19 protein-coding genes are annotated in these 20255 nt (G+C 73.3%); 13 read left to right on the forward strand and 6 right to left on the reverse strand.

The window, feature by feature from the left end:
* Positions 1-48 precede the first annotated feature (48 nt).
* The 10 genes from infB to OGL89_RS11675 all read left to right on the forward strand — a co-directional run bounded on the left by infB (position 49) and on the right by OGL89_RS11675 (position 11686).
* Positions 49-2901 (forward strand): translation initiation factor IF-2, encoded by a 2853-nt coding sequence (gene infB, locus OGL89_RS11630; RefSeq protein ID WP_263120309.1) that lies wholly within the window; start codon positions 49-51, stop codon positions 2899-2901.
* 108 nt (positions 2902-3009) lie between these two features.
* A complete protein-coding gene (gene rbfA / locus OGL89_RS11635; protein ID WP_263120310.1) occupies positions 3010-3462 on the forward strand; it encodes a 30S ribosome-binding factor RbfA in 453 nt (150 codons plus the stop codon).
* A complete protein-coding gene (gene truB, locus OGL89_RS11640) occupies positions 3452-4384 on the forward strand; it encodes a tRNA pseudouridine(55) synthase TruB (protein WP_263120311.1) in 933 nt (310 codons plus the stop codon). The genes rbfA and truB overlap by 11 nt, the downstream gene beginning before the upstream one ends.
* A gap of 71 nt (positions 4385-4455) precedes the next feature.
* Entirely contained in the window at positions 4456-5463 is a 1008-nt protein-coding gene (locus OGL89_RS11645) for a bifunctional riboflavin kinase/FAD synthetase (RefSeq protein ID WP_263120312.1), read from the forward strand.
* 95 nt (positions 5464-5558) lie between these two features.
* A complete protein-coding gene (gene rpsO / locus OGL89_RS11650; RefSeq protein WP_263120313.1) occupies positions 5559-5828 on the forward strand; it encodes a 30S ribosomal protein S15 in 270 nt (89 codons plus the stop codon).
* A 200-nt stretch (positions 5829-6028) separates the two neighbouring features.
* Entirely contained in the window at positions 6029-8260 is a 2232-nt protein-coding gene (locus OGL89_RS11655; protein WP_263120314.1) for a polyribonucleotide nucleotidyltransferase, read from the forward strand.
* A 1-nt stretch (position 8261) separates the two neighbouring features.
* Positions 8262-9596, forward strand: a complete 1335-nt coding sequence (locus OGL89_RS11660; RefSeq protein ID WP_263120315.1) for a pitrilysin family protein — start codon at positions 8262-8264, stop codon at positions 9594-9596.
* 55 nt (positions 9597-9651) lie between these two features.
* Positions 9652-10422 (forward strand): hypothetical protein, encoded by a 771-nt coding sequence (locus OGL89_RS11665; protein ID WP_263120316.1) that lies wholly within the window; start codon positions 9652-9654, stop codon positions 10420-10422.
* A gap of 53 nt (positions 10423-10475) precedes the next feature.
* Positions 10476-11225 carry a 4-hydroxy-tetrahydrodipicolinate reductase gene (gene dapB, locus OGL89_RS11670; protein WP_263120317.1) on the forward strand — a complete coding sequence of 250 codons (750 nt, stop codon included), beginning with the start codon at positions 10476-10478 and terminating at the stop codon, positions 11223-11225.
* Entirely contained in the window at positions 11225-11686 is a 462-nt protein-coding gene (locus OGL89_RS11675; RefSeq protein WP_263120318.1) for a hypothetical protein, read from the forward strand. Before dapB ends, OGL89_RS11675 begins: the two co-directional genes overlap by 1 nt.
* A 4-nt stretch (positions 11687-11690) precedes the next feature.
* Here OGL89_RS11675 and OGL89_RS11680 read toward each other — a convergent pair whose 3' ends face one another.
* The 4 genes from OGL89_RS11680 to OGL89_RS11695 all read right to left on the reverse strand — a co-directional run bounded on the left by OGL89_RS11680 (position 11691) and on the right by OGL89_RS11695 (position 16132).
* Complete coding sequence (locus OGL89_RS11680) at positions 11691-13457, reverse strand: EAL domain-containing protein (protein ID WP_263120319.1); 1767 nt, start codon at positions 13455-13457, stop codon at positions 11691-11693.
* An 87-nt stretch (positions 13458-13544) separates the two neighbouring features.
* Entirely contained in the window at positions 13545-14123 is a 579-nt protein-coding gene (locus OGL89_RS11685) for a GNAT family N-acetyltransferase (protein ID WP_263120320.1), read from the reverse strand.
* Between the two features lie 4 nt (positions 14124-14127).
* Positions 14128-15600 (reverse strand): NAD-dependent succinate-semialdehyde dehydrogenase, encoded by a 1473-nt coding sequence (locus OGL89_RS11690; RefSeq protein ID WP_263120321.1) that lies wholly within the window; start codon positions 15598-15600, stop codon positions 14128-14130.
* A 43-nt stretch (positions 15601-15643) separates the two neighbouring features.
* Entirely contained in the window at positions 15644-16132 is a 489-nt protein-coding gene (locus OGL89_RS11695) for a hypothetical protein (RefSeq protein ID WP_263120322.1), read from the reverse strand.
* A gap of 126 nt (positions 16133-16258) precedes the next feature.
* Between OGL89_RS11695 and OGL89_RS11700 the strand changes: the two genes are divergently transcribed.
* Positions 16259-17077 carry a thymidylate synthase gene (locus OGL89_RS11700; protein WP_263120323.1) on the forward strand — a complete coding sequence of 273 codons (819 nt, stop codon included), beginning with the start codon at positions 16259-16261 and terminating at the stop codon, positions 17075-17077.
* Between the two features lie 22 nt (positions 17078-17099).
* Here OGL89_RS11700 and OGL89_RS11705 read toward each other — a convergent pair whose 3' ends face one another.
* Both OGL89_RS11705 and OGL89_RS11710 read right to left on the reverse strand, forming a co-directional pair.
* Complete coding sequence (locus tag OGL89_RS11705; RefSeq protein WP_263120324.1) at positions 17100-17432, reverse strand: AzlD domain-containing protein; 333 nt, start codon at positions 17430-17432, stop codon at positions 17100-17102.
* Entirely contained in the window at positions 17429-18211 is a 783-nt protein-coding gene (locus tag OGL89_RS11710; RefSeq protein WP_263120325.1) for an AzlC family ABC transporter permease, read from the reverse strand. Before OGL89_RS11710 ends, OGL89_RS11705 begins: the two co-directional genes overlap by 4 nt.
* A gap of 209 nt (positions 18212-18420) precedes the next feature.
* Here OGL89_RS11710 and OGL89_RS11715 point away from each other — a divergent pair, with 209 nt between their 5' ends.
* Positions 18421-19389 carry a sugar ABC transporter permease gene (locus OGL89_RS11715; protein WP_263120326.1) on the forward strand — a complete coding sequence of 323 codons (969 nt, stop codon included), beginning with the start codon at positions 18421-18423 and terminating at the stop codon, positions 19387-19389.
* A gap of 131 nt (positions 19390-19520) precedes the next feature.
* On the forward strand, positions 19521-20255 hold a 735-nt coding region (locus tag OGL89_RS11720), incomplete at its 3' end, for a carbohydrate ABC transporter permease (RefSeq protein WP_263120329.1).

The raw sequence follows: 20255 nt of genomic DNA on the forward strand, positions 1-20255 counted from the left end.
ACTAACGACGGTCCGACCCTGTCCGGGCGGACCGAGACAGGGAGAGATGTGGCCAAGGTCCGCGTCTACGAGCTCGCCAAGGAGCTCGGAGTCGATAGCAAGACCCTCATGACCAAGCTGAACGAACTCGGTGAGTTCGTGCGCTCGGCGTCCTCGACGATCGAGCCGCCGGTGGTCCGCAAGCTGCGGGACACCTACCCCGCCGCAGGTGGCGGCGACAGCAAGGCCGAGTCCAAGCCCGCCGCGAAGCCGGCGCCCAAGCCCGCCGCGAAGCCGGCCGCCGCCCCCGTGGCGGAGGCCCCGGCCGCACCGGCGACCCCGGCGCCCTCCGCCCCGGCGAAGACCCCGAACCCGGCTCCGGCCGCCGCGAGCAAGCCCGCTCCGGCCCCGAAGCCCGCTCCGGCGGCCCCCGCGGCCGAGACCCCGGCGGCCCCGGCCTCCGGCGACGGGCGGGCGCCCCGTCCGGGTGCCCCGCGCCCCAGCGGTCCCCGTCCGGGCAACAACCCGTTCGCCTCCTCGCAGGGCATGCCCCGCTCCGGCGGCGGCTCGCGCTCCGGTGGCGGCGCCCCGCGTCCGGGCAACAACCCGTTCGCGCCCTCGCAGGGCATGCCCCGCCCGGGCGAGCGCCGCTCCGAGGCCCCTGCCGCCCAGGCGGGTGCCGGCGGCGGCGAGCGCTCCGGCGGTCCGCGTCCCGGCGGTCCCCGTCCGGGTGGCCCCCGTCCCGCGGCTCCGCGCCCCGGTGGCGGCGGCGGTCCCCGTCCGAACCCGGGCATGATGCCGGGTCGCTCCACCAGTGGTGTGGGGCGTCCGGGTGAGCGTCCGGCCCGTACCGGCGGCGGCGGTGGCCGTCCCGGCGGTGGCGGCGGTTACGGCGGCGGCGGTGCCGGTCGTCCCGGTGGCGGCGGCGGGTTCGCCGGTCGTCCCGGTGGCGGCGGCGGTCCGCGCGGTGCCGGCGGTCGTGGCAGCACCCAGGGTGCCTTCGGGCGCGCCGGGGGCCGTCCGGTCCGGGGACGGAAGTCGAAGCGCGCGAAGCGCCAGGAGTTCGAGCAGATGCAGGCGCCGTCGCTCGGCGGCGTGCAGGTGCCCCGGGGCAACGGCTCCACGGTCATCCGCCTGCGTCACGGCGCCTCGCTGAACGACTTCGCGGACAAGATCGACGCCAACCCGGCGTCGCTGGTCACCGTGCTGTTCCACCTGGGCGAGATGGCCACGGCCACCCAGTCCCTGGACGAGGACACCTTCGGCACCCTGGCCGCGGAGCTCGGCTACGTGGTCGAGATGGTCTCGGCCGAGGAGGAGGACCGCGAGCTGCTCGGGTCCTTCGACATCGACCTGGACCAGGAGCTGGCCGACGAGGACGACTCGCAGCTGCAGGCGCGTCCGCCGGTCGTGACCGTCATGGGTCACGTCGACCACGGTAAGACGAAGCTGCTGGACGCGATCCGTTCCACGGACGTCGTCGCCGGTGAGGCCGGCGGCATCACCCAGCACATCGGTGCGTACCAGGTGCGCGCCGAGCACGAGGGCGTCGACCGTCCGATCACCTTCATCGACACCCCGGGTCACGAGGCGTTCACCGCCATGCGTGCCCGTGGTGCGCAGGTGACCGACATCGCGATCCTGGTGGTCGCGGCGGACGACGGCGTGATGCCGCAGACCGTCGAGGCGCTGAACCACGCCCAGGCGGCCGGTGTGCCGATCGTGGTCGCGGTCAACAAGGTGGACAAGGAGGGGTCGAACCCCGCCAAGATCCGTCAGCAGCTCACCGAGTACAACCTGGTGGCCGAGGAGTACGGCGGCGACACCATGTTCGTCGACGTCTCCGCCAAGCAGCGGATGGGCATCGACCAGCTGCTGGAGGCCGTCCTGCTGACCGCGGACGCCGCGCTCGACCTCCGGGCCAATCCGGACAAGGACGCGCGCGGTGTGGCGATCGAGGCCAACCTGGACAAGGGCCGCGGTTCCGTGGCCACCGTCCTGGTCCAGTCCGGCACCCTGCACGTCGGTGACGCGATCGTCGCCGGCACCGCCCACGGCCGGGTGCGCGCCATGTTCGACGAGCACGGCAACACGGTCACCGAGGCGGGCCCGGCCCGTCCGGTGCAGGTCCTGGGTCTGGCGTCCGTGCCGAGTGCCGGTGACACCTTCCTGGTGGCACCGGACGAGCGCACCGCCCGTCAGATCGCCGAGAAGCGTGAGGCCGCCGAGCGTGCCGCCCTGCTGGCCAAGCGCCGCAAGCGGATCAGCCTCGAGGACTTCACCAAGGCGCTCGAGCTGGGCAAGGTCGAGACCCTCAACCTGGTCATCAAGGGTGACGTCTCCGGTGCCGTCGAGGCCCTGGAGGACGCGCTGCTCAAGATCGACGTAGGCGAGGAGGTCGAGCTGCGCGTGATCCACCGCGGCGTCGGCGCGATCACCCAGAACGACGTGAACCTGGCCACGGTGGACAACGCCGTGATCATCGGCTTCAACGTCAAGTTCGGCGAGCGGGTCGAGGAGCTCGCGGACCGCGAGGGCGTCGAGGTCAAGTTCTACTCGGTCATCTACGCGGCCATCGACGACGTCGAGGCGGCCCTCAAGGGCATGCTCAAGCCGGAGTACGAGGAGGTGCAGCTCGGCACCGCCGAGGTGCGCGAGGTGTTCCGCTCCTCCAAGGCCGGCAACATCGCCGGTTCGCTGGTCCGCTCCGGGGAGATCCGCCGGAACAGCAAGGCGCGCGTGCTCCGCGACGGCAACGTGATCGGGGACAACCTGACCATCGATTCGCTGAAGCGGTTCAAGGACGACGCCGTCGAGGTCCGCGAGGGCTACGAGTGCGGTATCGGCCTGGGGTCGTACAACGACATCCGCGAGGGTGACGTCATCGAGACCTGGGAGATGCGCGAGAAGCCGCGCGCCTGATCCGGCTCATCGACGGGCCCGCACCCACGCCGACGCGCGGGTGCGGGCCCGCCGCCGTCCGGGGGAAGATCCTCCGGACAGCACTGACGTAGGAAAGAGAGAGCAGTCATGGTGGACCACCCCCGGGCCCGCAAGGTCGCCGACCGGATCCAGCAGGTCGTCGCGCAGATGATCGACACCCGGATCAAGGACCCGCGCCTCGGCTTCGTCACGGTCACCGACGTCCGGGTGACCGGTGACCTGCAGCACGCCAGCGTGTTCTACACCGTCTTCGGCGACGAGGAGGCCCGCGGGGGCAGCGCCGCCGCCCTGAAGAGCGCCACCGGCCTGATCCGCTCCGAGGTCGGCAAGCAGCTCGGCGTCCGGCTCACCCCGACGCTGGAGTTCGTGCTGGACGCCGTGCCGGAGACCGCCGCCCACCTGGACGCCGCCCTGCTCGAGGCGGCCCGCCGGGACCGCGAGGTCACCGCGCTGGCCGCGGAGGCCCAGTACGCCGGCGAGGCCGACCCCTACAAGAAGCCCGCCGACGACGAGGACGATCTCGACGACGATGGTCGCTGAGCCACGCGAACGCCGTCCGCGGCGCCCCACCGCCGCGGACGGCCTGCTCGTGGTCGACAAGCCCGCCGGGTGGACCAGCCACGACGTCGTCGCCAAGGCGCGCTGGCTGGCCGGGACCCGCAAGGTCGGGCACGCCGGGACGCTGGACCCGATGGCCACCGGCGTCCTGGTGCTCGGCGTGGGCCGGGCGACCAAGCTGCTGACCTACGTCGTCGGAGCGGACAAGGAGTACCGGGCGACGATCCGGCTGGGGGAGTCCACCACCACCGACGACGCCGAGGGCGAGCTGGTCCGGCGGATCGCGGTCCCGGAGGTCCCCGACGGGATCGACGCGGCGGTGGCCGCGCTGACCGGCGCGATCCAGCAGGTGCCCAGCGCGGTGAGCGCGATCAAGATCGACGGGCAGCGCGCCTACGCCCGGGTCCGGGCCGGGGAGGACGTGCAGCTGGCCGCCCGCCCGGTGACGGTGCACGAGTTCGAGGTCGGGGAGATCCGGGCCGTGGACGGCGTGGTCGACCTGGACGCGCGGGTGGTCTGCTCCTCCGGGACCTACATCCGTGCGCTGGCGCGCGACCTCGGTGCCGCGCTCGGGGTCGGCGGGCACCTGACGATGCTGCGCCGGACCCGGGTCGGCGGGTACCCGGTGTCGACCGCCCGCGCGCTGGACGAGCTGGAGGCCTGGCCGATGGACGTGCCGCTGGACACCCTGCCGCTGACGGACGCCGCCCGGGCGACGTTCCCGGTCCGGGAGCTGACCGCCGCGGAGGCCACCGCGCTGGGGCACGGGCAGCGGATCGCGCCGAGCGGGGTCGACGGGGCCGAGCGCACCGTCGCCGCGATCGGCCCGGACGGCGCCCTGGTGGCACTGATCGAGGACCGGGGACCGCAGGCGCGGCCGGTGCTGGTGTTCGCCGGGGCGTGAACCACACCCCGGCAGGCGTGGCAGGCTTACCCGGGCGGAAGCAGTCGTCGTACACAGGAGCGGAGCCGCGCGTGCAGTGCTGGACCGGACTCGGGCAGGTGCCCGGGGACTTCGGGCCGTCGGTGGTCACCATCGGCAACTTCGACGGCGTGCATCGCGGCCACACCAGCGTGCTGGCGCGGATGGTCGAGGACGCGCGGATCGCGGGCCTCGCCACGGTGGCCGTCACCTTCACCCCGCACCCGCAGCGGGTGCACCGCCCGGACACCGCGCCGCCGCTGCTGACCGGGGACGCCGACCGGCTGGAACTGCTGGCCGGGACCGGGCTGGACGCGGTCCTGCTGGTCGACTACACGATGGACTTCGCCCGGCAGACCCCGGAGGAGTTCGTCCGGACCTACCTGGTCGACGGCCTGCGGGCCCGCACGGTCGTGGTCGGCCGGGACGTACGTTTCGGGCGGGACAACGCCGGCGACCTCGGCACCATGCGCGAGCTCGGCGAGCGGTTCGGCTTCACGGTCCGGGTGATCGAGGACGTCATCGGGGCACCGGACGCCACCAGCGCCGAAGGCGCTGAAGGTCGAGCCCGGCGCTGGTCCTCGACCTGGGTGCGTGAGCTGCTGGCCGCCGGGGACGTACGGGCGGCCGAGCGGGTGCTGGGCCACCCGCACCGGATGCGCGGGGTGGTCGTGCACGGCGACGCCCGTGGCCGGGAGCTCGGCTTCCCGACCGCCAACCTGGCGCCGGAGTCCGAGGGCATGGTCCCCGCGGACGGGGTGTACGCCGGATGGCTGCGGGTGGTGCGGCCGGCCGGGGAGCGGGTGCCGGCCACCCCGTCGACCGCGTGCGTCCCGCTGCCCGCGGCGATCTCGGTCGGCACCAATCCGACCTTCGACGGCGAGCAGCGCCGGGTCGAGGCCTACGTGCTGGACCGCACCGACCTGGACCTGTACGGCGCGAAGGTGGTGCTGGAGTTCGTCGCGCGGATGCGGCCGACCCTGCGGTTCACGGACATCGACGCGCTGATCGTGCAGATGCACACCGACGTCGACGGGGTGCGCGAGGTCCTGAGGGCTTAGCTGATAAGCTGGCATCGCCGTCAGAACGGCCGCGGAACGAGAGCGCCCGGGTGGACCTGCCCCGGAGCACCGCGCAACGAACATCTAGGAGAGTCGTGCCCCTCGACATCGACACCAAGAAGTCCATCATCGCCGAGTACGCCACCCACGAGGGCGACACCGGCTCCCCGGAGGTGCAGATCGCGCTGCTGACCCGGCGGATCAACGACCTGAACGAGCACCTCAAGGAGCACAAGCACGACCACCACAGCCGGCGCGGCCTGCTGCTGCTGGTCGGCCAGCGCCGTCGGCTCCAGGCGTACCTGCAGAAGACCGACATCACCCGCTACCGCAGCCTGATCGAGCGGCTCGGCCTGCGGCGATGACCGCGTGACCAGCCCGGACCCCGTGTGGGGTCCGGGCTGGTCCTGCGTCGGGGGCCGGATGTCCCCGACGCACCATCGGACAAACCCGAGCCCGTCCCGGTCTCGTCCGGTCCTCGGTAGTGGCTCACGGAACGCGTTCCGTGGACCTCGATCGAAGGCCGCCGCGGCCCGGGGGCTCACGAACCCGAAGGAGGGCACCCGTGGAGGGTCCCGAGATCCAGTTCGCCGAGGCCGTGATCGACAACGGTCGCTTCGGCACCCGCACCGTCCGCTTCGAGACCGGTCGGCTGGCCAAGCAGGCCGCCGGTTCCGCGATGGCCTACCTGGACGGCGAGACCGCCCTGCTGTCGGCCACCACGGCGGGCAAGCACCCCAAGGACCAGTTCGACTTCTTCCCGCTGACGGTGGACGTCGAGGAGCGGCAGTACGCCGCCGGCAAGATCCCCGGCTCGTTCTTCCGCCGTGAGGGTCGTCCGTCCACCGACGCGATCCTGGCCTGTCGCCTGATCGACCGCCCGCTGCGTCCCCTGTTCGTCAAGGGCCTGCGCAACGAGGTCCAGGTCGTCATCACCGTGCTGGCGATCCACCCGGACGACGCCTACGACGTGCTGGCGATCAACGCCGCGTCCATCTCCACCCAGATCTCCGGCCTGCCGTTCTCCGGCCCGGTCGGCGCGGTGCGTATCGCGCTGATCGACGGCCAGTGGGTCGCCTTCCCCCGGTACACCGAGCGGGAGCGCGCCACCTTCGAGATCGTGGTGGCCGGCCGGGTCGTCGAGGGCGGTGACGTCGCGATCGCCATGATCGAGGCCGAGGCCCCGGAGAAGTCCTGGAACCTGATCAAGGACGAGGGCGGCACCGCGCCGACCGAGGCCGTGGTCGCCGAGGGCCTGGAGGCGTCCAAGCCGTTCATCAAGGCCCTGGTCGAGGCGCAGCAGCAGCTCGCCGCGCAGGCTGCCAAGGAGACCCGCGACTTCCCGACCTTCCCGGACTACCAGCCCGACGCGTACGCCGCGGTCGAGGGTGCCGGCGAGGCGAAGATCCGCGAGGCGATGACCATCGCCGACAAGCAGACCCGCGAGAACCGCCTGGACGAGGTCAAGGCCGAGATCCTGGCCGAGCTCGCCGGTACCTTCGAGGGTCGCGAGAAGGAGCTGTCCGCCGCGGTCCGCTCCGTGAACAAGAAGGTCATCCGCCAGCGGATCCTGACCGACGGCTTCCGGATCGACGGCCGCGGCCTGCGGGACATCCGCACCCTGTCCGCCGAGGTCGAGGTCCTGCCCCGCGTGCACGGCTCGGCGCTGTTCGAGCGCGGCGAGACCCAGATCATGGGTGTCACCACGCTGAACATGCTCCGGATGGAGCAGCAGCTGGACACGCTCTCCCCGGAGACCCGCAAGCGGTACATGCACAACTACAACTTCCCGCCCTACTCCACCGGTGAGACCGGCCGGGTGGGCTCGCCGAAGCGGCGCGAGATCGGGCACGGCGCACTCGCCGAGCGCGCGCTCATGCCGGTGCTGCCGAGCCGCGAGGAGTTCCCCTACGCGATCCGTCAGGTCTCCGAGGCGCTGGGCTCCAACGGCTCGACCTCGATGGGCTCGGTCTGCGCCTCGACCCTGTCGCTGCTGAACGCCGGTGTGCCGCTGCGCGCCCCGGTCGCCGGCATCGCCATGGGCCTGGTCTCGGACACCGTGGACGGCGTGACCAAGTACGCGGCGCTGACCGACATCCTGGGTGCCGAGGACGCGTTCGGTGACATGGACTTCAAGGTCGCCGGCACCCGCGAGTTCGTGACGGCCATCCAGCTCGACACCAAGCTCGACGGCATCCCCGCCTCCGTGCTGGCCGACGCGCTGACCCAGGCCAAGGAGGCTCGCCTCGCGATCCTCGACGTGCTGAACGAGGCCATCGACGTCCCGGACGAGATGTCCCCGAACGCCCCGCGCGTCATCTCCGTGAAGGTGCCGGTCGACAAGATCGGCGAGGTCATCGGCCCGAAGGGCAAGATGATCAACCAGATCCAGGAGGAGACCGGCGCCGACATCTCGATCGAGGACGACGGCACGGTCTACATCGGCGCCACCGACGGTCCGTCGGCGGAGGCCGCGCGGGCGGCGGTCAACGCGATCGCCAACCCGCACATGCCCGAGATCGGCGAGCGCTTCGTCGGGACCGTGGTCAAGACCACGACCTTCGGCGCCTTCGTCTCGCTCTCCCCGGGCAAGGACGGCCTCCTGCACATCTCGCAGATCCGTCGCCTGGTCGGCGGCAAGCGGGTGGAGAACGTCGAGGACGTGCTGAAGATCGGCCAGAAGGTCCAGGTCGAGATCGGCGAGATCGACCCGCGCGGCAAGCTGTCGCTGCACGCGGTGGTGGACGAGGCGGCGGACGGGTCCGGCTCTGCCGAGACCGAGAAGGCTGACGCCTGACGTGCCACTGCCTCTCCCGCTCGTCGCCCCGGGTGAGCCCGGGGCCGAGCTGACCTCCGCCGGGCAGGACGGGGACGACATCCGTCGTTCCGTCCTGCCCGGCGGGGTCCGCCTGCTCACCGAGCGCGTGCCCGGCATGCGCTCGGTGAGTGTGGGCGCCTGGGTCGGTGTCGGGTCCCGGGACGAGAGCGACGGCCACCACGGCTCGACGCACTTCCTGGAGCACCTGCTGTTCAAGGGCACCGCCCGCCGGACCGCGATGGACATCGCCGAGGCCTTCGACGAGGTCGGCGGCGAGGCGAACGCGGCCACCGGCAAAGAGCACACCTGCTTCTACGCACGGGTGCTCGACGAGGACCTGTCCATGGCGACCGACGTGATCGCCGACATGGTCACCTCCGCCCGGCTGGACGCCGACGAGCTGGAGACCGAGCGCGGGGTCATCCTCGAAGAGCTCGCGATGAACGACGACGACCCGAGCGACGTGGCGCACGAGCGCTTCGCCTCGGTCGTGCTGGGCGACCACGAGCTGGGCCGTCCGATCGGCGGCACGCCGGACACGATCCGTGCGGTGCCCCGCGAGGCGGTGTGGGAGCACTACCGCCAGCACTACCGCCCCGACACCCTGGTGGTCACCGCCGCGGGCGGGGTGGACCACGACGCACTGGCCGATCAGGTGGTGCGGGCGCTGACCGACGGCGGCTGGGAGCTGCCGCCCGGCCTCGCCCCCGCCGGTCGCCGCACCGCCACCGGGCCGGCATCCGCCGTCGTCCCGGACGGTGGGACCAGGGTCACCGTCACCCGGAGCACCGAGCAGGCGAACGTGCTGGTCGGCGGGGTGGGCATCACCGCCACCGACCCGCGCCGGTTCACGCTGTCGGTGCTGAACGCGGCGCTGGGCGGCGGGATGTCCTCCCGCCTGTTCCAGGAGATCCGGGAGAAGCGCGGTCTGGCGTACTCCACCTACTCCTTCGCCTCCGGGCACGCCGACACCGGAGTGTTCGGCCTGTACGCGGGCTGCGCCCCGGCCAAGGTCGACCAGGTCACCGAGCTGCTGATCTCCGAGTGGGAACGGCTGGCCGACGGCGGGATCACCGAGGCCGAGCTGCGCCGGTCGATCGGACAGCTGTCCGGCGGCCTGGTGCTGAACCTGGAGGACTCCGGGTCGCGGATGAGCCGGCTCGGCAAGTCCGAGCTGGTGCACGGCGAGCTGCTGTCCACCGGCGAGGCGCTGGAGCGGCTGCGCGCCGTCACCGCCGAGCAGGTGCGGGAGCTGGCCGCGGAGCTGGCGTCCCGGCCGCGGTCCGTGGTGCGGGTCGGGCCGTTCGGCGACTGAGCCCCGAAGGCCCCCAGGACTGACCGTTCGCCCCGCGATCCGCCAGGATGGGGGGATGAGCGCCACCACCGTCCCCGACCGGCGCCGCGTGCTGGTGCGCGGCGAGCTGGTGCACGACCTGACCGAGCTCACCACCGGTGACCCCGGGTTCCGTCTGGTGCTGCCGACGCCGCTGCCGATCCTGGTGCTGCGCGAGCGGACGGGGGAGCGGGTCGACCTCCTGACCGGTGAGCGCCGGGCGCTGGGGTCGGCGCTGTGCGGGCCGAGCACCCGGCCGTGGGCGGTCCGCGAGGTGGTCGGCACGCGGGTGACGGTGCTCCGGCTGCGGCCCGAGGCACTGGTGCGGCTCGGGATCACGGACCCGAGGCCGCTGGTGGACGGGGCGCGGGAGCTGGCATCGGCCGGATCGGCGGCCGGACTGGAGCCCTGCGTGGACGGTGCCGAGCTGGACCGGGTGCTCGCGGAGCGGGCGACAGCGCGGGACGAGGCACTGCGACGGCGACTCGGGGCGGCCGTCGGACTGATCCTCGCGGAGCGGGGACTGGTGGCCGCCGTCGAGGTGGCCCGGGCCGCGCAGCTGCCGCCGTCGGAGCTGTTCCGGGTGCTCGACCGGACGCTCGGCACCGGACCGGAACAGCTGGCCGCCGCGCAGCGACTGCGGAGCACGGTGCGGGACGGGGTCCCCGCCGGCGCACCCGGGGGACGGGTGCTGGCGGTGCTGGGCGCGTTGCGGACCCTGCCGCCCAACGAGCTGGCCCGGCTCGGGTTGGACCACGGGGTGCTGGAGCTGGTGCTGCGGCACGGTGCGGAGCTGGCGGCGGGCTGACGCCGGGTGAGCCGGTGGCGCGTCGAGCCGTGCGGCCCGATTAGGGTGCGTCCGTGACGACTCTGCGGGTGGCCGTGCTGGGCGCGGCGGGACGAATGGGCCGGACGGTGGTCGAGGCGGTGCAGGGCGCCCCCGGCCTGGAGCTGGTGGCGGCGCTGGACCGCTCGGACGACGTGGGCGCCCTGGCGGACACCGGGGCACAGGTCGCGGTGGACTTCACGGTGCCGTCGGTCACCGAGGCCAACGTCACCGCCCTGGTGCGCCAGGGCATCCACGCGGTGGTCGGGACCACGGGCTGGACCGAGGAGTCGCTGGGCCGGGTACGCGCCGAGCTGGCCGGACGCCCCGAGGTCGGGGTGCTGGTGGCGCCGAACTTCGCGCTCGGCGCCGTGCTGGCCGTGCGGTTCGCGGCGATGGCCGCCCGCTGGTTCGAGTCCGCCGAGGTGGTCGAGCTGCACCACCCGGACAAGGTCGACGCCCCGTCCGGCACCGCGCGGCACACCGCGGAGGCGATCGCCCGGGCCCGGGCCGCGGTCGGTCTGGGACCGATGCCGGATGCCACCCAGGGCGCCGACTCGGCCCGCGGCGCCGAGGTCGACGGGGTGCGGGTGCACGCGGTGCGCCTGCGCGGACTCACCGCGCACGAGGAGATCCTGCTCGGGAACCCGGGGGAGCAGCTGACCATCCGGCACGACTCCTTCGACCGGGTGAGCTTCGTGCCCGGGGTGCTGCACGCGGTCCGGGCGATCGGCGGCCGACCGGGACTGACGGTGGGCCTGGACCAGTTGCTGGACCTCGGCTGATGGGCGGTCGGCAGCGGGTGCCGCTGATCGCCGCGGCCGCGGTGACGGCGCTGCTCGCGCTGTACCTGTGGTTGGTGGCGGGGCGTGCGGTGGCGCTGATCCGCACCGGTGAGCCGGTGGGCATCGTGCTGGGGATCGCCTTCGGGGTGCTGCCGTTGCTGGTCCTGGCCCTGGTGGTCCGGGAGTGGCTGCTGGCGATCGACGTGCAGCGGATGGCCGACACGCTGGCCGATCGCGGCGAGCTGCCGGTGGACGACCTGCCCCGGTCGCCCGGGGGCCGGATCGACCGCGCGGCGGCGGTGGCGGCCTTCGACGCCGCGCGCACGGAGGCGGAGACCGCCGCGGCGGACGACTGGGGCACCTGGTACCGGTTGGCCTTCGCCTACGAGGCCGCGGGGGACAAGCGCCGAGCCCGCGCCGCGCTGCGGACGGCGTCCCGGATCCACCGCGGGCGGGTCTGAGCCCCTACGACGGCACGGCGCCCACATGGGCGCCGATCTGCTCCGCGGGCATCGGCCGGGCCATCCAGAAACCCTGGGCCATCGGCACCCCGGCCTCGCGGAGCGCCCTGTACTGCGCGGCGTCCTCCACCCCCTCGGCGACGACGGTCAGGCCGCGTTCCCGGGCCACCGCGCCGACCAGGGCGACCAGCATCCGGTCCACCGGGTCGGAGAGCATCCCGGCGATCACCGAGCGGTCGATCTTCAGCACGTCCACCGGCAGACGGGTCACCGAGCGCAGCCCCGACAGCGCACCGCCCAGGTCGTCGAGCCCGATCCGCAGGCCACCGGCCCGCAGCAGCACCAGCTGCGGCACCGCGCGGGCCAGCTGGTCGTCCGAGGCCATCTCCGACAGTTCCAGGCGGACCCGGGACGGGTCGACGCCGTGGGCGCCGACCACCGCGAGCACCCGCGTGGCCAGGTCGTCGGCGTCCAGGGCGGTGGGGGACAGGTTCACGTTGACCACGCCGGGTGCGTCGGCGCCGAGCTGGGCGTCCCAGGTGGTCAGGTCGGCGCAGGCACGGTCCAGCACCCACAGGTCCAGGTCGAGCGCACGGTCCATCGCCAGCGCCCGGGCCAGCGGACCGGCGGGTCCCTCGATCCCGTCGGCGGTCCGCACCCGCAACAGGGCCTCCACCTCCCGGGTCCGGCCGTCGGAGACCGTGACGATCGGCTGGTAGTGCACCTGCAGGCCGTGCGCCAGGTGCTCCGGCAGCCGGGCGACGGCGCGGCCGGGCAGCGTGCCCCGGGCGATCGGCATCGGTGCGTCCGCATCCGCCAGCCGCACCCGGTCGCCGCCGGACTTCTTGGCCCCGTACATGGCCAGGTCCGCCTCGTGCAGCAGGTGCTCGTGCTCCAGCAGTGCACCGGCGCCGACCGCGATGCCGATGCTCGCCCGGGAATGCGCACGCAGCGGCAGTGCCGGGTCGATGGCGGCGACCAGGGCGCGCAACCGCTCGCCGAGGTCCAGCGCACGCCGGCGCCAGTCGTGCTCCGGGTCCTGCGGACCGAGCAGCCTGGCCAGGGCGAACTCGTCGCCGCCCAGCCGGCCCAGGGCGTCCTGCGGGTCGGCGGCCGCACTCAACCGTCGGGCCACGGAGGCGATCAGCGCGTCGCCGGACGGGTGACCCAGGCTGTCGTTGACCTCCTTGAGCCGGTCCAGGTCCAGGTAGGCGAGGGCCACCGCACCACCGGTGGCGCGGGCCGTGGCGCACAGCTGCTCGAGGTCGGCCAGGAACCCGGCCCGGGACTGCACCCCGGTCAACGGGTCGTGCGACGCCTGGTGCGCGAGCTCGGTGGCCAGCGCGGCCATCAGGCTGGTGGGGTCGAGCACCCCGACCGGCTCGTCGTCCGGCCCGGTCACGACCATGTCCGCGTAGCCGTCGCCGGAGGTGAGCCTGCCCGCGGCCTCGGTCAGCGCATCGGTGATCCGGACCCGCTGGGCGTCCCAGCGTGCGATCTCGGACACCGGGCGCCGCGACCACAGCGACCGGCCAAAGCCGAACCGGCCGGTCATGGTGGTGAGGAAGTCCTTGCGGCCGACCATCCCGTAGCGGCCGCCGGGCTCGCGGGGCTCGACCAGCACCGAGCTGACGGTCCACTCGGTGCGGAAGCCGTGGTCGACGGCCTCGCAGGAGGTGTCGGCGGGCACGACCACGGGGGCCGCGATCAGGTCGGCGAGGGTCAGGCCGTGGACGGCCCCGCGCCAGGGCACACGCAGGTCAGGTGACACGTCCGGGACATCGGGAGGGACCGGGGGGCGCTGGAGGATTCCGTCCGGCTGTTCGGCGACTGTTCACCGGGACGTCGGACGACCGGCTCAGATCGCGGCCGCCCACAGTCGTTCGGTCACCTCGCGCGGGTCGCCCTCGCTGCCGAGCCGGCGGACCGCGCCCATGTCGTCCAGCCCGGCGGAGCCGAGGAACTGTTCGCGCACCGCGTCCCCGGCCAGCACCCAGGTCTGCACGCTGCCGGCCCGGTCCTCGTCCCGGAGCAGGTCGACCACGGCGGCGAGCAGCCGCGACCCGTGCCCGACCCGGCGGGCCTCCGGCAGCACCTCGAGCGCCAGGATCTCCCCGCCGGGCACCTCGTCGCCGGTCTCCGCCGGGGCGGTGACCGGGGCCACCGAGGCGAAGCCGACCAGCCGGGGCCCGTGCATCGCGACCAGCACCCGGTAGCCCGGGCCGGGCGGGGCGGTGATCGCCTGCGCCCACTGCGAGGTCAGCTGCTCCGGGTCGATCCCGTCCAGCACCGCGTCGCCGAGGGTCTCGGCCAGGGTGTCCCGCCAGGCGGCCAGCTGCACCCGTGCCACCTCCCGCTCGTCGCCGGGGACGGCGGGTCGCACGGAGACGTCGGAGGTCGGACCGAGGGGCGTCAGCGGGATCAGGGGGCGGGACATGGGCTCACCATGCCACGTACACCGGCTCCAGGTACTCCTCGATCCCGGCCTCGCCGCCCTCGCGGCCGATGCCCGACAGCTTCACCCCGCCGAACGGGGCGCTCGCGTCCGAGACCATGCCCCGGTTGATCCCGATCATCCCGGCCTCCACCGCCTCGGTCAGCCGCAGCGCGCGGGACAGATCCCGGGTGTACGCGTACGCCACCAGGCCGAAGTCGGTGCCGTTGGCCAGAGCGATCCCCTCGTCCTCGGTGCCGAAGGTGCTGACCGGGGCGACCGGGCCGAAGATCTCCTCGGTCACCGCCGGGGTGTCCACCGGGACGCGGTCCAGCACCGTCGGCGGGTAGAAGTGCCCCCGGCCGCGGATCGGCTCACCGCCGGTGCGCACCCGGGCCCCGTCGTCCGCCGCGCGGGCCACCAGCTCGGTCACGTGGTCGACCGCCGCCGACTCGATCAGCGGCCCCACCGTGACATCCGGCTCCGCCCCGTGCCCGACCCGCAGCCGCTCGAAGGCCGCGGTCAGCCGGTCGGTGAACTCCGCCGCCACCGGCTCCTGCACCAGGAACCGGTTGGCGGCCACACAGGTCTGCCCGGAGTTGCGCATCTTGGCCGCCACCGCGCCCTCCACGGCGGCGTCCAGGTCGGCGTCGGCGAACACCAGGAACGGTGCGTTGCCGCCCAGTTCCATCGACGTGCGCAGGATCTGCTGCGCCGCCTGCTCCAGCAGCGAGCGACCGACCTCGGTGCTGCCGGTGAAGGACAGCTTCCGCAGCCGCCGGTCCGCGATCACCGGAGCGGTCACCGTCCCGGACGACGCGGTCGGGATCACCCCGATCACCCCGGCCGGCAGGTCCCGGGACTCCAGCTCCTCCCGGATCAGCTCGGCGAAGAACGCGGTGGTCAGCGGGGTCAGCCGGGCCGGCTTCACGATGATCGGGCAGCCCGCCGCCAGCGCCGGGGCGACCTTGCGGGCGATCATCGCGATCGGGAAGTTCCAGGGTGTGATCGCCAGTGCGGGGCCGACCGGGCGGCGCAGCACCAGCTGGTGATGGGTGCCCGCGGGGGCACGACGGGCCAGACCGTCGAGTCGCACCGCCTGCTCGGAGTACCACCGCACGTACTCGGCCGCGTACTGCACCTCCGCCCGGGACTCGGCCAACGGCTTGCCGCCCTCCGCCGTGACCAGCGCGGCGATGTCCTCGGTGCGGGCGATCATCACGTCGAAGACCGCGCGCAGCAGATCGGACCGGGTCCGGGGCGCGACCTCCCGCCAGGCGGGGAACGCCCGGTCGGCGGCGTCCAGGGCGGCCAGGGCGTCGTCCGGGCTCGCGTCGGCGACGTCGAACAGGGTCTCGCCGGTGCCGGGATCCTCGACGCCGAAGGTGCCGCCGCCGGTGGCCGGTCGCCAGCGTCCGTCGATCAGCACCCCGGTGGGCAGGTGGGCGGCGACGGTCGGCGGCAGCACGGCAGTGGGCATGTCGCCAGTGTCACGCCGGCGAGGGCAGGGCGCGCGGTGGGGCTCAGACGGCCACGGCGTGCGCCGCGCCGCAGCGGCGCTGGAGCCGGACCAGCAGTGCGCCGGGCTCGGGCAGCTGCACCAGGTGCGGGTCCAGGTCCACCACCGTGTGCCCGGAGCCGCGTCCGTCGCTGGTGTCGATCGCGTGGTCCAGCGCCCCGTCCGGGTGCACCACCAGCAGATGGTCCGGGCAGTCGCCGCGGAAGGTGACGTCCTCGATCAGTACGTCGTGCCCTGCGTCGCAGGCCACGGCCCGGGCCAGCGCGAGCAGCTCCGCCCCGTCCAGGCCCGGGCGCACCAGACCCGACACGAATGTGCCGGTGGGGGTCGGGTACAGCTCCGCGCAGACCACCGGCAGGTGCTCCAGATCGGTCAGGTCCCAGAACGCGTCGCCCTCGACCACCGGGGCGTGCGGGGCGAACAGCTGGCACACCGCCTCCCGATCGAGGGGGACGCCGAGCGTGAGCTCGAACTCGCCGGTGCCGACAGGCATCCGTGTGCTCCTGAGGTGCTGGGACGTGGGCTGGAGGGTCGCCGACGAGCACTGTAGGCGGCACACCCCGGAATGCGGCGCGCGTCACCCGTCCGGCCCCGCGCGGCGCGCCTACGATGGGGCCCCATGACCGCCCTGCCGTACGCCCGCCAGACCACGCCCTACGAGGACCTGCTCCGGCTGGTGCTGGAGACCGGCACCGCCAAGGCGGACCGCACCGGCACCGGGACCCGGAGCGTGTTCGGGCACCAGATGCGGTTCGACCTGTCCCAGGGCTTCCCGTTGGTCACGACCAAGCGGGTGCACCTGCGCTCGATCGTCCAGGAGCTGCTCTGGTTCCTGCGCGGAGACTCCAACGTGCGCTGGCTCCAGGAGCGGAACGTCACGATCTGGGACGAGTGGGCGGACCAGGACGGCGAGCTCGGGCCGGTCTACGGGGTGCAGTGGCGATCCTGGCCCACCCCGGACGGCGGCCACGTCGACCAGCTCACCGAGCTGCTGGCCAACCTGCGCCGGGACCCGGACTCCCGGCGGCACATCGTGTCGGCGTGGAACGTCGCCGACATCCCGGACATGGCGCTCGCCCCGTGCCACGCCCTGTTCCAGTTCTACGTGGCCGACGGCAAGCTCTCCTGCCAGCTCTACCAGCGGTCGGCGGACCTGTTCCTCGGCGTGCCGTTCAACCTCGCCTCCTACGCGCTCCTGACCCACATGGTGGCGCAGCAGGTCGGGCTGGAGGTCGGCGACTTCGTCTGGACCGGCGGGGACTGCCACATCTACGACAACCACGTCGAGCAGGTACGCGAGCAGCTCAGTCGCGAGCCGTATCCGTTCCCGACGTTGCAGCTGCGCCGGGCGGAGTCGCTGTTCGACTACACGCTGGAGGACGTCGAGATCGTCGGGTACCAGCACCACCCGACGATCACGGCGCCGATCGCGGTCTGACGGCGCGCTACGACATCCAGAGCTACGACATCCAGCCCAGTCCCCGGAGCACCGCCGCACCGACCGCCGCCAGCACCACCACCACGATGAACGGTGCGCGCAGGACCAGCGCCACCGCGGCGACCGCCAGCGCGGCCAGCCGGGCGTCCCACTGCACCGAGCCGGCACCGGTCGCGGTCTGCACCGCCACCAGCGCCGCCAGTAGGGCGACGGTGACCAGCGCGGCGGTCCGGGTGATCCGGGGGTTGTCCAGGAGCCGGCGCGGGACCAGGTGCCCGGCGAGCTTGGTGGCGTAGACGAGCGCGGAGGAGGCCAGCACCGCGAGCCAGGCGGCGGTGCGGTCCAGCGGGGTCATCGGGTGTCCTCCCCGGGTCCGGTGAGCCGATCCGGCCGGATCGTCGCCTCGGGGGAGCGCTCGTCGTCCCCCGGGGTGAGCACGCCGATCACCAGCGCCAGCACCGCCGCACCCAGCACGGGCACACCGGCCGGCACCACCGGTGTGAGCAGGAGCGCCGACGCCGCCGCGGCGAGCGCCACCCAGCGCGCGGTCCGGGCCGCCCGGTCGTGACCGGTGACCCGCGGCCACAGCAGCGCGAGGAACGCCGCCGCGGCAGCCGCGTCCAGCCCGTAGCGTCGCGGGTCACCGAGGGCGTCGCCGAGCAGCGCCCCGGCCAGGGTGAAGGCGTTCCAGAGCACGAACACGCCCGCACCGGTCCACCAGAACCCGGCCCGGATCGCGGCGGGGGTGCGCTGTGCGGTGCCGACCGCGGTCGACTCGTCGATGGTGAGGTGCGCGGCCAGGAGCCGCCGCCAGCCGCGGGCGTCCAGCAGGCCGGAGACCTGGACGCCGTACAGGCCGTTGCGTGCCCCGAGCAGTCCGGCGGTGGCCACCACGGCACCCACCGCGCCGCCCGCGCCGAGCACGCCCACCGCGGCGAACTGCGACCCGCCGGAGAACATCACCAGGCTGAGCACCATGGTCTGCGGGAGGTCCAGCCCCGCCGCGACCGCGAGGGCGCCGAAGGAGACGCCGTACAGCCCGGTCGCCACCGAGACCGACAGGGCGGTGCGGATCGCGGCGCGCACCGCGGGGTCACGACGGTCCGGCACCGGGGCGGTGGGGGAGTCGGACACCCGGCGAGGGTAGCCCGGTCCGACCACCACCTGACCACTCTGCGACCCGTTCCTGACCACATGCTGACCAGGAGGCGACGGGTGTGAACTCCTGGCGAACCCCTCCCGAAGGCTTCCCGACGTCGGCCGGTTCGGCGAGAACCCGTTCCTACAGTGGCTCGGGCCGCCAGCACGGCAGGCCCGTGAAACCCCGAGCGGAAGTTCCCCACGTGACCTCTGACGTCCTCGCGCCGCCCTCCGGCGGTGCCCTGACCGGTGGCCCGGCCCGCCCCGGCGCCGCCCGGCGCGGCAGCCTGAGCGCTCGCCGCCGCCGCCACGCGTTCGGCTGGTTCCTGCTGCTGGCCGGCCCGAACATCGCCCTGCTGCTGGTGTTCGTGTACCGCCCGCTGATCCAGAGCTTCTACCTGTCGACCCTGCAGTGGAACCTCGGGTCGCCGGTCGCCCGCCAGGTCGGCCTCGGGAACTACCTCGAGTGGTTCACCGCGCCCGGCACCGGCCGGGTGGTCGGCACCACCGTGGTGTTCACGCTGGTGACGGTCGGCGGGTCGATGCTGCTGGGCCTCGGCCTGGCGCTGCTGCTGAACCGCAGGCTCAAGGGCCGCGGCTTCGCCCGGACGGTGGCCTTCGCGCCGTATGTGCTCTCGGGCTTCGCGGTCGGCATCCTCTGGCTGTTCATCTTCGACCCGCGCTACGGCCTGATGGCCGAGCTGCTGAAGCTGGTGAACCTGGACTCCCCGCAGTGGTACACCCAGCGTCCCTGGCCGCTGGTGATGATCGTCGTGGTCTACCTGTGGAAGAACGTCGGCTACGTCGCGCTGATCTACCTGGCCGGTCTGCAGTCGGTGCCGCAGGACCTCAAGGACGCCGCGGCGCTGGACGGCGCCTCCCCGGGCCGTACCCTGCGGTCGATCGTGCTGCCGCTGCTCACGCCGACCACGTTCTTCCTGCTGGTCACGATGATGCTCGCCTCGCTGCAGTCCTTCGACCTGATCAAGGCGATGACCAGCGGAGGGCCGCTCGGCTCCACCACCACCCTGATGTACTCGATCTACGAGGAGAGCTTCGTCAACGGCCGGGCCGGTTACGCCTCCGCCGTCGCCACGATCCTCTTCCTGGTGCTGCTGGCCGTCACGGCGGTGCAGATGCGCTTCATCCAGCGGAAGGTGCACTACTCGTGAGCGTCCTGACCCCGCGGCGTCAGGCCGTGCCGGAGAACTCCGTCCAGGGACCGGCCACCCGCGCGCCCCGCCCGACGCCGCCCGGTCGCTCCGGCGGCCGTCGCCGGCCCCCGGTGTTCGGCTACCTGACGATGGTCCTGGCCACGATCGTGCTGGGCGCCCCGCTGGTCTGGATGGCGCTGGCCTCGTTCAAGACCCAGGGCGAGCTGTACAGCCTGCCCCTGCAGTGGCTGCCCGGCTCGCTCGACCCGGCCAACTACCAGCAGGCGGCGGACACCATCCCGCTCGGCCGGCTGCTGGCCAACAGCGTGGGGCTGACCGTCGTCGGCGCCGGTCTGAAGGTGATCCTCGGCCTGGGCTGCGCGTACGGGCTGGTCTACCTGGACTTCCCGTTCAAGAAGGCGATCTTCGGCCTGGTCATCGCGACCCTGATGATCCCGCCGCAGATCACGATCATCCCGAACTACACCCTGGTGGCCGGTCTCGGCTGGCTGAACACCTACCAGGGCATCCTGGTGCCCGGCCTGGCGTCGGCCTTCGGCACCTTCCTGTTCCGGCAGCACTTCCTCACCCTCCCGGGCTCGATCCTGGAGGCCGCGGAGCTGGACGGGGCCGGGCACTGGCGCAAGCTGTGGCGGTTCGTGGTGCCGATGAGCACCCCGACCATCGCCGCGGTGACGCTGGTGTCGGTGGTCACCGAGTGGAACGACTACCTGTGGCCGTTCCTGGTGATCGACCGGCCGGACAAGATGACGCTGCCGGTCGGCCTGACCCTGCTGCAGAACATCGACGGCATGACCAACTGGGGCGTGCTGCTGGCCGCCACCGTCGTGGTCACCCTGCCGATCCTGATCGTCTTCCTGGTG

The organism is Cellulomonas sp. RIT-PI-Y, assembly GCF_025642745.1.
Lineage (GTDB): Bacteria > Actinomycetota > Actinomycetes > Actinomycetales > Cellulomonadaceae > Cellulomonas.

Coding starts and splice junctions, on each gene's coding strand:
- rbfA (WP_263120310.1), top strand. CDS start 3,010: ATGGTGGACCACCCCCGGGCCCGCAAGGTCGCCGACCGGATCCAGCAG.
- truB (WP_263120311.1), top strand. CDS start 3,452: ATGGTCGCTGAGCCACGCGAACGCCGTCCGCGGCGCCCCACCGCCGCG.
- OGL89_RS11665 (WP_263120316.1), top strand. CDS start 9,652: ATGAGCGCCACCACCGTCCCCGACCGGCGCCGCGTGCTGGTGCGCGGC.
- OGL89_RS11675 (WP_263120318.1), top strand. CDS start 11,225: ATGGGCGGTCGGCAGCGGGTGCCGCTGATCGCCGCGGCCGCGGTGACG.
- OGL89_RS11685 (WP_263120320.1), bottom strand. CDS start 14,123: ATGTCCCGCCCCCTGATCCCGCTGACGCCCCTCGGTCCGACCTCCGAC.
- OGL89_RS11690 (WP_263120321.1), bottom strand. CDS start 15,600: ATGCCCACTGCCGTGCTGCCGCCGACCGTCGCCGCCCACCTGCCCACC.
- OGL89_RS11695 (WP_263120322.1), bottom strand. CDS start 16,132: ATGCCTGTCGGCACCGGCGAGTTCGAGCTCACGCTCGGCGTCCCCCTC.
- OGL89_RS11700 (WP_263120323.1), top strand. CDS start 16,259: ATGACCGCCCTGCCGTACGCCCGCCAGACCACGCCCTACGAGGACCTG.
- OGL89_RS11705 (WP_263120324.1), bottom strand. CDS start 17,432: ATGACCCCGCTGGACCGCACCGCCGCCTGGCTCGCGGTGCTGGCCTCC.